At 66.5% G+C, this 13,637-nt stretch carries 12 protein-coding genes and 1 tRNA gene; 6 read left to right on the top strand and 7 right to left on the bottom strand.

What is annotated here, in order from left to right:
- Nucleotides 1–45: 45 nt before the first annotated feature.
- The 3 genes from VH567_RS03165 to VH567_RS03155 all read right to left on the bottom strand — a co-directional run bounded on the left by VH567_RS03165 (nt 46) and on the right by VH567_RS03155 (nt 3,420).
- The gene (locus VH567_RS03165; RefSeq protein ID WP_423323097.1) at nt 46–2,334 is read right to left on the bottom strand and encodes a patatin-like protein; all 2,289 of its coding nucleotides are present in this window, start codon (nt 2,332–2,334) and stop codon (nt 46–48) included.
- Between the two features lie 36 nt (nt 2,335–2,370).
- Nucleotides 2,371–3,066 (bottom strand): endonuclease/exonuclease/phosphatase family protein, encoded by a 696-nt coding sequence (locus tag VH567_RS03160; protein ID WP_423323096.1) that lies wholly within the window; start codon nt 3,064–3,066, stop codon nt 2,371–2,373.
- 99 nt (nt 3,067–3,165) lie between these two features.
- Entirely contained in the window at nt 3,166–3,420 is a 255-nt protein-coding gene (locus VH567_RS03155; RefSeq protein WP_423323094.1) for a hypothetical protein, read from the bottom strand.
- A gap of 211 nt (nt 3,421–3,631) precedes the next feature.
- On the opposite strand from VH567_RS03155, the gene VH567_RS03150 reads away from it, so the two are divergent.
- Both VH567_RS03150 and VH567_RS03145 read left to right on the top strand, forming a co-directional pair.
- The gene (locus tag VH567_RS03150) at nt 3,632–5,929 is read left to right on the top strand and encodes a TonB-dependent siderophore receptor (protein WP_423323092.1); all 2,298 of its coding nucleotides are present in this window, start codon (nt 3,632–3,634) and stop codon (nt 5,927–5,929) included.
- A 47-nt stretch (nt 5,930–5,976) separates the two neighbouring features.
- The gene (locus VH567_RS03145; RefSeq protein WP_423323090.1) at nt 5,977–6,603 is read left to right on the top strand and encodes a DUF4198 domain-containing protein; all 627 of its coding nucleotides are present in this window, start codon (nt 5,977–5,979) and stop codon (nt 6,601–6,603) included.
- A gap of 35 nt (nt 6,604–6,638) precedes the next feature.
- Here VH567_RS03145 and VH567_RS03140 read toward each other — a convergent pair.
- From VH567_RS03140 to VH567_RS03130, 3 genes are all read right to left on the bottom strand, one after another.
- Nucleotides 6,639–6,714, bottom strand: a tRNA-Thr gene (locus VH567_RS03140).
- A gap of 30 nt (nt 6,715–6,744) precedes the next feature.
- A complete protein-coding gene (locus VH567_RS03135) occupies nt 6,745–7,617 on the bottom strand; it encodes a hypothetical protein (RefSeq protein ID WP_423323088.1) in 873 nt (290 codons plus the stop codon).
- Nucleotides 7,610–8,929, bottom strand: a complete 1,320-nt coding sequence (locus VH567_RS03130; RefSeq protein ID WP_423323086.1) for a replication-associated recombination protein A — start codon at nt 8,927–8,929, stop codon at nt 7,610–7,612. The genes VH567_RS03135 and VH567_RS03130 overlap by 8 nt, the downstream gene beginning before the upstream one ends.
- A 273-nt stretch (nt 8,930–9,202) precedes the next feature.
- On the opposite strand from VH567_RS03130, the gene VH567_RS03125 reads away from it, so the two are divergent.
- Both VH567_RS03125 and VH567_RS03120 read left to right on the top strand, forming a co-directional pair.
- Complete coding sequence (locus VH567_RS03125) at nt 9,203–9,793, top strand: PadR family transcriptional regulator (protein WP_423323084.1); 591 nt, start codon at nt 9,203–9,205, stop codon at nt 9,791–9,793.
- The gene (locus VH567_RS03120; protein WP_277984333.1) at nt 9,790–10,083 is read left to right on the top strand and encodes a DUF2218 domain-containing protein; all 294 of its coding nucleotides are present in this window, start codon (nt 9,790–9,792) and stop codon (nt 10,081–10,083) included. The genes VH567_RS03125 and VH567_RS03120 overlap by 4 nt, the downstream gene beginning before the upstream one ends.
- A gap of 133 nt (nt 10,084–10,216) precedes the next feature.
- Here the strand turns inward: VH567_RS03120 and VH567_RS03115 are convergent, their stop codons facing one another.
- Nucleotides 10,217–11,368: a glycosyltransferase family 4 protein gene (locus tag VH567_RS03115; RefSeq protein WP_423323081.1), complete on the bottom strand. Its 1,152-nt coding sequence runs from the start codon at nt 11,366–11,368 to the stop codon at nt 10,217–10,219.
- A gap of 103 nt (nt 11,369–11,471) precedes the next feature.
- Between VH567_RS03115 and radA the strand changes: the two genes are divergently transcribed.
- Both radA and VH567_RS03105 read left to right on the top strand, forming a co-directional pair.
- Nucleotides 11,472–12,842, top strand: a complete 1,371-nt coding sequence (gene radA, locus VH567_RS03110; RefSeq protein ID WP_056420431.1) for a DNA repair protein RadA — start codon at nt 11,472–11,474, stop codon at nt 12,840–12,842.
- A 452-nt stretch (nt 12,843–13,294) separates the two neighbouring features.
- The gene (locus VH567_RS03105) at nt 13,295–13,627 is read left to right on the top strand and encodes a hypothetical protein (protein WP_423323079.1); all 333 of its coding nucleotides are present in this window, start codon (nt 13,295–13,297) and stop codon (nt 13,625–13,627) included.
- Nucleotides 13,628–13,637: the final 10 nt, after the last annotated feature.

Genomic DNA, 13,637 nt, shown 5'->3' with positions numbered 1-13,637 from the left:
TGCGAGTGACGCAGAGCTACCGCCACGGAGGCCGTTTGGCCAGCTTTAGCCGATCTCCGTCCGCAACTGCGCGATCAGCGGCAGGATCGCGGTCAGTCTCGGTTCCTCCTCGTCGAGGATCGCGAGGAAGGCGGCGCGCTTGACCGCGGCGACGCGCCCCGGCTTCATCCGCACGGTTTGTGGCAGGGTGGAAACGGTGATGTCGATCATCCGCTCGGACCCGTGCAAGCGGCCCCAGAGATAGTCGTTCTCGCGGTAGGCACGGCTGAAGAACGCGCCGAACGTGCCGAACTGGATGCCCTTCAACGTCGCCTCCGCGCCCCCCGATCGGATCGCGGTGGCATCGTCGGGCGCGATCCGGTCGACCTTGATCGGGTCGAACTCGTCCAGCCCTTCGCCCTGCAACAGCGGCAAGGTCGCGGTGTCGAAATACGGAAAGCCCAGATAGGCGAGCAACAGCGTCCGGCGCGCGGGCTTGGCGAGCGCGGCGAACGCCTCCGCCAGCCGCCGATCGGTTTCCGCATCGAGCCGCTCCAGATCGAATGTCCGGCCGAGCGTGTCGAGCACCGCGGTCGCATCGCCCTTCATCGCGCGGACCGCATCATGCATCCCGACATGCATCTCGGCCCGCAGCCGATCGAGATAGGGTGACAACGATTCGTAGATTGCATCGCGCATCGGCCCGAGCTCGGGCTCGTCCGCCGCGGTTTCGACCTCCGACAGGCGCCGCGCCATCAGGCGCAGTCGACGGATGCGAAAGCCGATGTCGAAGGTCCGCAGGAACGCGATCGAGGCAGGACTTGCCCCGTTCGCAAACCCCGATCCGAGCTGATCCGCGCCCGCCGCGACGACATGCGCGACGATCGCGGCGCGGATCTGGGTCAGTCGCCGGGGGCTGTGGTGGCGCCCGGCGTCGTAGAGCAGCGTGGCGATCGTCTCGATCACCGCGCTGCGCTTCAGGTGGCCATAGGCGACGAAACCGTATCCCGAACTTGCCGCCGCCGCCTTCTGTGCGCGCCGCCGCCACGCGATCAGGCGGGGCGCGGTGGGTCGGTCGAGGAACAGCGTGTGGCCGAACAGCGATTCGACGTCCGCCTCCACCTCGGGGCGGATCGCGGTGACGATGCCGCGCATCCGGTCGATCCGCGCGGACCGCTCGGCGATCGCCTCCAGATTGTCGCGGATCGGTTGCTGGCGGGGAATATCGCTGATCGCGCCGATGATGGTCTGGAAGAAGCCGGGCGTGCCCTCGCCGCGATTGAGCCGCAGCTTGATGCCGGGCGAGGGGTCTATGTAGATGAAGCGGCGGTCGATCTGGCGCCGCGCCGGCCGTTCCTTCAACGCATCGAGCGCCGGACGGAACGGCGCGTTGGCGAGCACCGACCCGTCGATCAGCACCGCGCTCTCGGCTGCGTTCGCCGCGGTGTGACGCGGCAGCACACGCGCGAGGAACCCGCCGCGTTCCGGCCAGGCGATCTTGCGATCCTTCAGCACCCCATCGAGTTCGGCGACCGTGAACGGCGGGAATGCGCCGGGGAAACTCGACGTCGCCCGTGCCGCGAACGCCAGTTCCGCTGGCGGTGCCAGCGTATGGCACGCGCCGCCATTGTCGGTGAAGTCGACCACCAGCCGGTGCTCGGTCTCGACCACTTCGGCCGGCGAATTGAGCTGCAACCGCTCGGGATGCCCCGAGAAATCGGTCACCGTCACGAACAGGTCGAGCGGCTGGCCCGGCGGCAACAGCCGCGGCCCGCGCTCGCTCGCGTTCATCGCGTCGAACGCGTCGAGCAGCAGATTGGTGAAGGTCTTTCCCCCGAACGGCGGCTCGAACCAGCGCGACCGGATGAAATGCGACAGCTTGGTCCGCACCTCCTCGCGGGTCGGTTCGTCGAGCGCCTCGACCTTGTCCGTGCTCCGCCCCGCCGCCATCCATGCGAGCGGCATCGCCCACGCCTTCGAGAAGCGCGATTTCGGCGCCGCCTCGGTATCAATCAGCGCCTCGACATCGGCTGACGTCATCCACAGGTCGGTCAGCGGATCGAGGCTTTGCCCGGTCGCGATCGCCTGCGCGAGGAAGATGCCGTTGATCCCGCCCGCGCTCGCGCCGGCGATGATGTCGGCGAGCACGCGCACCCGGATCGCGGCATGATCCTCGATCTCCTGGAGCAGCGCGTGATACACGCCCTGGCTGCCGCTCTTGGGGGCCTCGCCATCGTGGAACGCCCGGCTCGCACAGACCAGCCGCCAGATCTCCTTGGTGATCCCGTGCATGTAGACCGCCAGGCTGATCCCGCCATAGCAGACGAGCGCCAGCCGCAGTTCCTTCTCGCGCATTCTAGATCCTCGTCCCGTCTGCCTGTCGGTGTTCGATTATACGGGCTCCAGCATAGCCCAGATCGGCAAATGATCCGATGCCTTCCGGGCGGCGGGGCTGCCGTGCACGCCGCATTCGACCACCTTCAGTTCGCGCGACACCATGATCCGGTCCAGCCGAGCGACCGCACGGCGCGAATGGAAACTCGCGCCGGTTTCGGCGAACGCATAATCACGACCGAAATCGCGCAGGCATCCGGCGCCCGCGCTCCATTCGTTGAGATCGCCCATCAGGACCGTGGGGTGGCGATGCGCACAGGTATCGACATGGTTCATGATCGCCGCCGCCTGCTTGCGCCGCCACAGCCCCGACAGGTCGAGATGCATGCCGAGCACACGGATCGTGCCGCCGGGCAATCGCACGTCGGCCATCACGGCGCCGCGTGGCTCCAGCGAGGGGAGGTGGATCGCCTCGCAATCGACGATCGTTGCGGATTTGCGGACGAGGATGACGTTGCCGTGCCAGCCCATGCTGAGCGATCGCAGGCCGAAGTCGACCGGGACCCAGTCGCTATGCTCGTCGAGCAGGTGGTGCGGCAAGACGCACGCCTTGGCGCCGAAGCGGCGATCCGCCTCCTGCAGCGCGATCACATCCGCATCGATCTCGCGCAGAACCTCGACCACACGCTCGGGGTTGCGGCGACGGTCGAGCCCGATGCCCTTGTGGATATTGTAGCTGGCAACCTTGATCATGCGTGCGAGCATAACGCGGCATGCCCGATCCGGGTTGCCGCGTTATGCCTGCGAGACGAAAAAGCCGACGAGTTGTAGCCGGCCCTCGCGTCCAGTTGCTTAGTTGCTGTCGGAATCGTCGTCGTTCGAGATGGCGATGATCGCGCCGACGACGGCGCCTGCTGCCAACACGCCGACGACGATCGCGCCGGTGCCGGCGAGCTTGTTCTTGCGCTGTGCCGAGGTGCCCGAGCGGACGCTCTTGGCGGTCGACAGCGACAGGGCGGAATTGGTCGGTGCGACGGGTGCCGCAACGGCCTGTGTCGAAACGAGTGCAGCCGCCGCAGCGAAGCCCATCATGATCTTGGTCGTCATATAAATCTCCCGGACGCCCGGCAAAACGCGCCGCGACGTTGACATAGGTTAGCGCAGATTTGCAATTTTTGGAAGGCTCACGCGCCTCGCCCGGTCCTCACCTGTCGGACAAGTGGTTCACCGCTCCCATCGCGAACATGACAGAAATGTTAGATTGCTAGTGACTTGCAAAAGCAGTCGAGCTAACGGGCCCCCATCACGGGGGATCGATATGAGTATTTTGAGTGTCTTGCTGTCGAGCGCAGCACTTGTCGTGGAGCCAGCCGGCGCGGTTGCGCCGACAACGGAGCGGGTCGAGACTCATGCGGGGGGTGCCGCAACCGATACCGACGAGCCGCAGAGATCCGACGAGATCCTGGTGGTCGGCAAGAGCTATGGCCGGGCGGTCGGCAAGACGGTGACGCCGCTCAAGGATACGCCGAACACCATCACGGTGATCGACCGCGAGCAGATCGAGGCGCAGAACCTGTTTACGCTGGAGGACGCTTTGACCGCGACCAACGGCATCACCGTCAACGGCATCGGCAGCGAGGATCCCTCGTTCTTCTCGCGCGGGTTCGCGATCACCAATTACCTGATCGACGGCGTGCCGACGCTCGCGTTCAATTTCCCGTCCGCGGTGCCAGACCTGTTCTTCTACGACCGGCTCGAGGTGCTGCGTGGCCCCGCCGGCCTGTTCAGCGGATCGGGCAATCCGGCGGGCAGCATCAACATGGTGCGCAAGCGACCGCTCGACGCGTTCAGGATGCAGGCGAGCGCCGGCTATGGCAGCTACGACAATGCCCGGTTCGAAGTCGACGTCTCGACCCCGATCGGCCCCGAGGCGGGCTTGCGGGTCGGTGCGATGGCGCAGGACCAGGACCAGTTCTTCGACACCGCGCATCGCAACCGGATCGGCGCCTTCGCGGTCGGCGCGCTGGAGATCGGCGATCGCACCACGCTGACGGTCGGCGGCAATTACGATCGTTTCCGCCCGGCGGTCCAATCGGGCCTGCCGGGAATCATCGGCGGTGCGGACGGCAGCGACGGGCAGTTGCTCGACGTCAAGCGATCGACCTATATCGGCGCCGACTGGAACCGGTTCGAATCCGAGACCATGACCGGCTTCGTCGAACTGGCGCACAAGGTCAGCGATCGCTGGACGCTGCGCGCGACCGGGCTGTTCACCGATGTCGATCGTGTCGACATCTACAGCTATATCGGCAACCAGCCGGTCACCGCGACCAACGGCTCGACCAGCCACATCGCCTATCGTGGCGACAGCAAGCAGCAGACGCGCTCGTTCGACTTCAACGGCATCGGCAGCTTCCCGCTGTTCGGCCGCGACCAGACGCTGATCCTGGGCACCGATTACCAGGCGAGTTCGGGCACGTCCTATTTCACGCGGCTATCCAATTATGCACGGATCGACGTCTACAATCCGGTGTCGCCGCTGGAGCCGTCGCTGAACCCCTACGCCGCGTCGCCCTATTATCCGGTGCAGGGGACGGGCGCGACATGCCCTAGTTCCACCACAGCGATCACGCCCGCGCCTGCCAATTGCGTGCTGCAGGTCTATGGCGGGTCGTCCACCGACGTCGAGCAATACGGCCTTTACGGGCAGATGCGGCTGAGCCCGGTCGCGGGGCTGACGCTGATCGGTGGCGGCCGCATGACGTGGTGGGATACCACGACGACGACGCTGCTGAGCCCCAGCGGCGTGCTGCCCGCGGCGACGCGCTATGGCATCGACAATCGTTTTACGCCGTACGCCGGGATCGTCTGGGACGTGACGCCCGCGCTGAACGTCTATGCCAGCTATGCCGACAGCTTCACGCCGCAGGCCGCGCCGGTCGGCCGGTCGCGCCCCGATGGCGAACAGATCGAGCCGCTGATCGGCGCGCAATATGAGGCGGGTACCAAGCTCTCGCTGATGAACGACCGGCTGCTGCTATCCGCCGCGGCGTATCAGATCACGCAGACCAACCGGCTGTTCAACGATCCCGACATCGCCACGGTCGTGCTCCAGACCGGCAAGGTGCGCGCACGGGGGATCGAGGCGGAGGCATCGGGCGAGATCCTGCCTGGGTGGCGGATCAATGGCGGCTACACCTATACCAAGACCAAGTATCTGGAGGACCAGACCGTCTCGAACGAGGGTTTGCCGCTGGTGCCGATCGTGCCCAAGCACATGATAAAGGCCTTCACCAACTATGCGCCGACCGAGGGCGTGCTGGCCGGCGCAAGTCTGGGCGGCAGCGTGACGTGGTTTAGCGGAACCTATGGTGGCGTCGCGGCGGGGGTGAACACCAACGGCTCGCTCCGGCCGTCGACGATCGTCCGCCAGGGCAGTTATGCGGTGCTCGACCTGCGCGCCGGGTATAAGCTGAGCGAGCGGCTCGGCGTCTCGGTCAACGTCGCCAACGTGCTCGATCGCTCCTATTACGCGCGGATCGCGGCCACCGGGCGCGGCAATTACTACGGCAGCCCGCGCACCGCGTTCGCGACGCTTCGCTACACGTTCGAATGATGCGCGATCCCACATTTCGAAGCCAGTTTCTGCAAAGGACTCCTGCCATGCGTTTGCCTATTCTCGCTGCGATGCTCCTGCTGTCGACCACCGCGCAGGCGCACGAAATCTGGATCGAGCGCGACGGCACGGGGCCGGCGCGCATCTATCTCGGCGAACCGGCCGAAACGCCGCCGCCCGGTGGCGATCCGGAGTTCGCCAAGCTGAAGGCGCCGCACATCTTGGCACAGCCGAAGGTTGCGCTCGCCCGTCGTGCCGGTTTCCTCGAGGCGAAGGTGCCGGCCGGCGACGTGCGTGCCTGGGACGACGCGGTCTTCACCCCCTGGGGTGCGGACGGCAAGAAGGAGGGCGTGGTCTATTACGCGCGCGCTGGGCGCGCCGAGGCGGTGGCGAAACTGCCGTTCGAACTGGCCCCGGTGGCGGCGGGCGGCACGCGCTTCGTCCTGACCCGCGACGGCACGCCCGTGGTCGGCTTGCCCGTCACCGTGATCGCGCCCGATCGTTCGAAGACCGAACTGACGACCGACGCGGCGGGCATGATCGATACGAACCCGGCCAAGCCCGGCCGATACCTGCTGGTCGCGAGCAAGAAGGAGGACGGTCCGATCACGCTGCCGGGTGGGTCCGCGCAGGCCGTGTACCGGATCACGACGACGTCGTTCGTCGCGCCATAAGGGGAAGAACTGCATGACGGGAGAGGTTGCGGGAATGGTGCCGGTTGCAGGAATCGAACCCGCGACATCCAGTTTACAAAACTGGCGCTCTACCAACTGAGCTAAACCGGCGCATGGGCCATGCCATGAACGCCCAATGCTTCAAGAAACGCCGAAGGTCCAGCCCTCGGTGCGCGCGATATGCGGAGTCATCGCGGAAGGCGTCCAGAGTTCGGGGCGATCGGCGTTGGCGCGGAGCCAGGCGGCGGTGAGGATCGCATCGGTGGCGTGATCGTCGTAGCACGCCAGCGGTATGTGCGGCGCGCTGCCGATCGCGGCCAGCGCGTCGTCCAGGGCCGCAGCATCGCGGATCTTGCTGAGGCCCTTGCGGATACCGGCGGCGCGCGCGGCGATCGTGGTATAGATCTCGACGATCGCCGAGCCGCGCGGCGGAAGCGGATCGAACGGCCATATGGGGACGCGGCCGGCAAGCCGGTGCAGTACGCGCATGCCCGTCAGGCTCGACTTGCCGACCTGCGCTGCGCCGACGAGGTTGAAACAGCTCGTCGGTGACAGGCCCATCGCCCGCTGGCCATGTTCGCAGACGCGCATCCGGCCTGCGCCACCGGGGAACAGGTCGCCGCAATCGCGGTGTTGGCGGAAATGACGGCGGATGTCTGGATCGGTGAGCAGGCTCGATACTGCTAGGTGCGGATCGGCGGCGGAGGCGTCGTCGACCATCGCCCAGAGCGCGCGGGCGTCTGGGGGGCTGTCGGGTGCGCCGGGGAAATAGCCGCCCTGATCGACGAACGGAAAAGCGGGGGAGAGGTCGAGGCCGATCAGCGTCGGCGTGTCCTGGTCGAGCAACCAGTCGAGCACATCGTCGCGCGACCATGCCGAGGCGGCCGGCGGCGCGACCAGCGTCGGGGCGACGTCGCCCACTTCGCAGATCGCTACCGCTATGCCCTTGTGGCGGTGCCCCTGCGCGCCGGACCAGTCGATCGCCGCAAACCGCGTAAACCGTGGCTCAGCCATTCTTCTCGGCGCGCAAGCCATCCCAATAGGCGAGCCGTTCCGACAGCCGCTTCTCGAAGCCGCGTTCGGTCGGCGTGTAGAAGGTCTGCGGGCTCATCTCGTCGGGCCAATAGTCCGATCCGGAGAACGCATCCTCGGCATCGTGGTCGTACGCATACCCTTTGCCGTAACCGATATCGCGCATGAGCTTGGTCGGCGCGTTGCGGATCGAGGCGGGGGGCATCAGCGAGCCCGTCTCGCGCGCCGATTTCCACGCCGCCTTTTGCGCCTTGTAGACCGCGTTCGATTTGGGCGCGGTGGCGAGATAGACGCAGGCCTGCGCGATCGCGAGCTCGCCTTCGGGGCTGCCGAGGAAGTCGTAGGTGTCCTTGGCGGCGATGCACTGGACCAGCGCTTGCGGGTCGGCGAGGCCGATATCCTCGACCGCGGCACGTGTCAGGCGACGGAGCAGGAACAGCGGTTCCTCGCCCGCCGTCAACATCCGGGCGAGGTAATAGAGTGCGGCCTGCGGATCCGACCCGCGGATCGATTTGTGAAGCGCGGAGATGAGGTTGTAATGCCCCTCGCGATCCTTGTCGTACACCGCGACACGGCGTTGCAGGAAGTTCGACAGCCCCGCCGGGTCGAGCGGTTCGGGCAGGTTGACCGAGAACAAAGTCTCAGCCTGGTTGAGCAGGAAGCGGCCGTCGCCATCGGCGCTGGCGATCAGCGCGTCCTTGGCGGGCGGGGTGAGGGGGAGGGGGCGCTCCATCTCCGTCTCCGCGCGGTCGAGCAGCTGTTCGAGCGCACCGCGACCGAGGCGTTCGAGGATCAGCACCTGCGCGCGGCTGAGCAAGGCGGCGTTGAGTTCGAACGAGGGGTTCTCGGTGGTCGCGCCGACCAGCGTTACCGTGCCGTCCTCGACATAGGGCAGGAAGCCGTCCTGCTGCGCGCGGTTGAAGCGGTGGATCTCGTCCACAAACAACAAGGTGCGCTTGCCGATCTTGGCGTGCTCGCGCGCCTCGGCGAAGGATTTCTTGAGGTCGGCGACTCCGGAGAACACCGCGGAGATCGCGACGAATCGCAGGTCGACCGCGTCGGCGAGCAACCGCGCGATCGTCGTCTTGCCGGTGCCGGGGGGGCCCCAGAGGATGATCGAGGACAGTCGTCCGGCCGACACCATCCTGCCGATCGCGCCCTCTGGGCCTGTAATGTGATCCTGCCCGACCACCTCGCTCAGCGTGCGCGGGCGCAGGCGGTCGGCGAGCGGCGCGTTTTCGGGATGCGTTTCGGTGGGGGCGGCGGGTTCGAAGCCCGCGAAGAGATCGGCCATGCGCGGAAGATAGGGGCGGGGGAGAGGTTTGCCCATCCGTTGGGGACCACCCATGCGCGCTGGTCATCCTAACACGCATCGTCATCCCCGCGCAGGCGGGGATCCATACTGGCTGACGTCATTACTTGACCGCACTGTCCGAGTGTCCGGATACCCGCCTCCGCGGGGATGACAGACAAATGAAAAAGCGAATTTTTTGACGCGCCTCTTGAGTCCGAAACAGTCTGCGATATATCTCAGAACATGGACGAAGATATATCGGAGAACACTCAAATGCGTTTTGGTATTGGATATGGAGCTTGGACCGGCGGCCCCCGTGGCGACAGTCACCGGCATGGTGGTCGCGACCACGGACCTGAGCATGCTGCGTGGAAGCAGGGTGGTGGCCCACGTGGGCGTGGCCGGCGGCTGTTCGACGGTGGCGAACTCAAGCTCGTCATGCTGAAGCTGATCGCGGACGCGCCACGCCACGGCTACGACCTGATCCGCGAGATCGAGGGGCTGACCGGAGGTGGCTATGCGCCGAGCCCGGGCGTCGTCTATCCGACGCTCAGCATGCTCGACGAAATGGGTCTGATCGAGGAGCAGCAGTCGGAAGGCGCGAAGAAGCGCTTTGCTGCGAGCGACGAGGGGCGTGCGCATCTGGCCGAGAATGCGGCCGTGGTGGACGGTCTGTTCGCGCGGCTCGCGGCGGTCGGGGCGGAGTCCGAGCGGACCGATGGCGCGCCGATCCGGCGGGCGATGGGCAATCTGCGGCAGGTGCTCCAGCACCGGCTGATGCGCGAAGACGTTAATGAGGACACGCTGCACGAAGTGGCCGCGTTGCTCGATGAGGCCGCGCAGAAGATCGAGCGCCTGAAGTGAGCGTCTCGGTCGCACGCGTGCCGACGCATTCGGCCAGCAAGTATCTTCAGCAACTGGCCAAGCATTGGAGCCACAAGATGGAGGTCACCTTCTCGGAGGAAGAGGGCCGGATCGCCTTCCCGAACGGCGCGGTGCTGGAGATGCGCGCGGACAGCGAGACGCTCGACGTTGCGCTGACGGTGCCGGAGGGCGAGGACGTCGAACGGATGCGCGGGGTTGTGTCGAGCCACCTCGACCGCTTCGCGTTCCGCGAGGCGCCGCTGACGTTCGACTGGGCGACGGCACCCTGAATTAATCCTCCCCTTTGAGGGGAGGTGGCGCGGAGCAACGGATGGGTAGCGCCCTATCAGGAGCGGATCACCCCTCCGTCGGCGCTCAGCGCCGCCACCTCCCCTTGCAGGCGAGGATAAATCCGATGTGAGCCTACGCTCCCCGCCGCGCCATCACCTCGAGATACGTATCCAGGACCGTCTGGTTGATCGTATCCCACAGATACCCGGCGGCCTTGTCGTGTCCGGCCCAGCCCATCGTCTCGCGCAAGCCCGGCTCCGAAACGATCCGCCCGATCGCGTCGGCGTATCGCGCGATGTCGGTCGGCGGCACGAGGAACCCGGTCACGCCGTCGTCGACTAATCCGACCGCGCCCGATGCGCGCGCTGCGACGACGGGAACACCTGCCGCCATAGCCTCCAGCGTCACGTTGCCGAACGTCTCGGTCACGCTCGGATTGAAGAACACATCCATCGACGCGACCGCGCGGCCGAGATCGTCACCCGACTGGAACCCGGCGAAGACCGCGCCGGGCACGCGCTCGGCGAACCAGTCGCGTGCCGGACCCTCGCCGATCACCAGCACCTTGTGACGCACCCCGCGCTGTTCCAGCGTTCGGATCACGTCCGCAAAGACGTCGAGACCCTTTTCCTTCACCAGCCGCCCGAGAAACCCGACCGCGACCTCGCCGTCTGCGATCCCGCGCGCGCGCCGCCACTCCAGGTCGCGGCGCGTTGGCGTAAAGCGGTCGTGGTTAACGCCGCGCGACCAGATCGCGGTCGGCGTCGTCACGCCCCAGTCCCGGACGATCTCCGCCATGCCGCGCCCCGGCACCAGCACCTCGTCGACGCGGTTGTAGAAACGCGTCAAGATCTTCACCATGACGGGCTCGAAGAACGCCATCTTGTAATAGCGGAAATACGTCTCGAACCGCGTGTGCAGCGAGGCGATCGTCACGATGCCGTTGCGGCGCCCGTAACTGATCGCGCGGTGACCGAGAAAATCGGGCGCAGACACGTGGACGACGTTCGGCGCGAACGCGTCGAGATCGCGCCGGATCGCCGCCGGCAGCCCGCGCGCCATCTTGTATTCGCCACGCCCCGCCGGCAGCGGCAGCGACGGCACCGCGACCAGATCGCCGGTTGGCGGGAAGGCGGGCTTGGCGTTGGTCGGCGAATAGACACGCACCGTCGCGCCCTGCGCCAACAGATGGCCGACGAGCAGATTCAACGCCTGGTTCGCGCCATCGCGAACGTAATTATAGTTGCCGCTGAACAGGGCGATGCGCAGGTCGGTGGCGTGCATCGTCGCGCGGATAACGCCGTGTGCCGTCAAGCGCCACTAAATCCGCAACCTAGGCCGTATGCCGGCCATTGATGTTCCCGTATCGTTCTCGTACATCGGCCACATGGCGAAACCCCAGAAGCGTTACGTGTGTCAGTCCTGCGGATCGGTGTCGCACCGCTGGGCGGGGCAATGCGCCGATTGCAACGAGTGGAACACGCTGGTCGAGGAGGCGAACACCGCTGCGACGCCGTTCCATTCGAAGCATAATCTCCAGACCGGCGGGCGCGCGATCCAGCTCGTTGGGCTCGACGCGGAGATCAAGCTGCCCGACCGGATGGCGACCGGGATCGCCGAGCTCGACCGTGCGCTGGGCGGCGGGTTCGTCGAGGGCTCGGCGACGCTGATCGGTGGCGATCCGGGGATCGGCAAGTCGACGTTGCTGTTGCAGGCGGCGGCGAAGATGGCGCTGGCGGGGCAGTCGGTCGCCTACGTTTCGGGCGAGGAAGCGGCGGATCAGGTGCGTCTGCGCGCGCGGCGGCTGGGCCTGGGCAACGCGCCGGTGCAGCTGGCGGCGGCGACCTCGACGCGCGACATCCTGACGACGTTGCAGACGCGGCCACCCGCGATGCTGGTGATCGATTCGATCCAGACGATGCACTCCGACCTGATCGAGGGCGCTCCGGGGACGGTCAGCCAGGTCCGTGCCTCGGCGCAGGAATTGATCCGGTTCGCCAAGGAGCGCGGGACCGCGGTGGTGCTGGTCGGGCATGTGACGAAGGACGGCTCGATCGCCGGCCCGCGTGTGCTGGAGCATATGGTCGACACGGTGCTGTCGTTCGAGGGCGAGCGCAGCCACCAGTACCGCATCCTCCGCGCGATCAAGAACCGCTTCGGCGGAACCGACGAGATCGGCGTGTTCTCGATGCAGACCGAAGGGTTAGCGGAGGTCGGCAATCCGTCGTCGCTGTTCCTGACGCACCGTGATGACGCGATGACGGGGGCAACGGTGTTCCCGGCGCTGGAGGGGACGCGGCCGGTGCTGGTCGAGATCCAGGCGCTGACGGTCCGGCTGGCGTCGGGCGCGACTCCGCGTCGTGCGGTTGTCGGCTGGGATTCGGGCCGACTCGCGATGATCCTCGCGGTGCTGGAGGCGCGGTGCGGGCTGAGCTTCTCCAACGCCGAAGTGTATCTCAACATTGCCGGCGGCTACCGGGTGCAGGATCCCGCGGCCGATCTGGCGGTGGCGGCGGCGCTGATCTCGGCGATGTCGGAGCGGCCGGTGCCGGTCGATGCGGTGGCGTTCGGCGAGGTCGCGCTGTCGGGGGAGATCCGTCCGGTCGCGCATGGGCCGTTGCGGCTGAAGGAAGCGAGCAAGCTGGGCTTCGAACGCGCGCTCGTGCCCGCGTCGATGACGGGAGAGAAGAGCGGGATGAAACTCTCGGGGTTCAAGACGCTGGCGTCGTTCGTCGATCACATGATGGGCCGGGGCTAGGCGCGGGCGTATGCGGCGGCGCGGCATCGGTATTCTTGGAGCGGGCACCCTCTCCAATGGGCAAAGCGTGTTTCCCCGCGAAGGCGGGGATCCAGACTGGGCTCCCGCCTTCGCGGGAGAACAAGGGCGAGGGTCGTAACTGTACGGGGCCGCGCGTACATTTCCGATCCGAATAGATGCCCTTCCAAACCAGCGTACCGCGTCATCGCGAACGTGTTCGGCACAGATACAGAAAAGAGAAGCACCACCCCGGCGGAGGCCGGGGCCCAATTGGGAAACGCTGCTGGCGACCGCTGCGCTTGGTTACTACGACCTCTCCAATTGGGCCCCGGCCTCCGCCGGGGTGGTGCACTGACTGCGTTCGTCAGGCACCGATCGATAGCGCGTGACGGCATCCCCGCTCGCAAATCCGCAATAGCCCCCAACGCATGGCCTCTCACGCCAGCTATGCTATGGCCGCCGGCATGGCGAACACGCGAAGCAATACCGGCACCGTCGAGGTCGATGGCACCCGATACGATTGGAACCTCGAGCGCGAGCCGCAGCATACGGATGTCGATGGCTGGAAGGGCATGACGATTTCCCTGTTGCAGGACGACGCCCAACGCGAGGCCTTGCTGGAATTCCCCGCGCCCAAGCGTCTGTTGAAGGGCTTGCCACGCGGGCGGCTCCAGATCGACGACGCGACGATCGCGCGCGGCGTGCGGGCGGCCTTGCAGGCAGGATGGGAGCCGATGTCGCGGGGCAAGCCGATGGTCTTCACGGTGGATTCCGAAGGAAACTAAGCCGTGGATC

Origin of the sequence: Sphingomonas sp. 4RDLI-65, from assembly GCF_049472435.1 — a bacterium.
GTDB lineage: Bacteria > Pseudomonadota > Alphaproteobacteria > Sphingomonadales > Sphingomonadaceae > Sphingomonas.
This window is presented reverse-complemented; position numbering and strand designations above follow the sequence as displayed.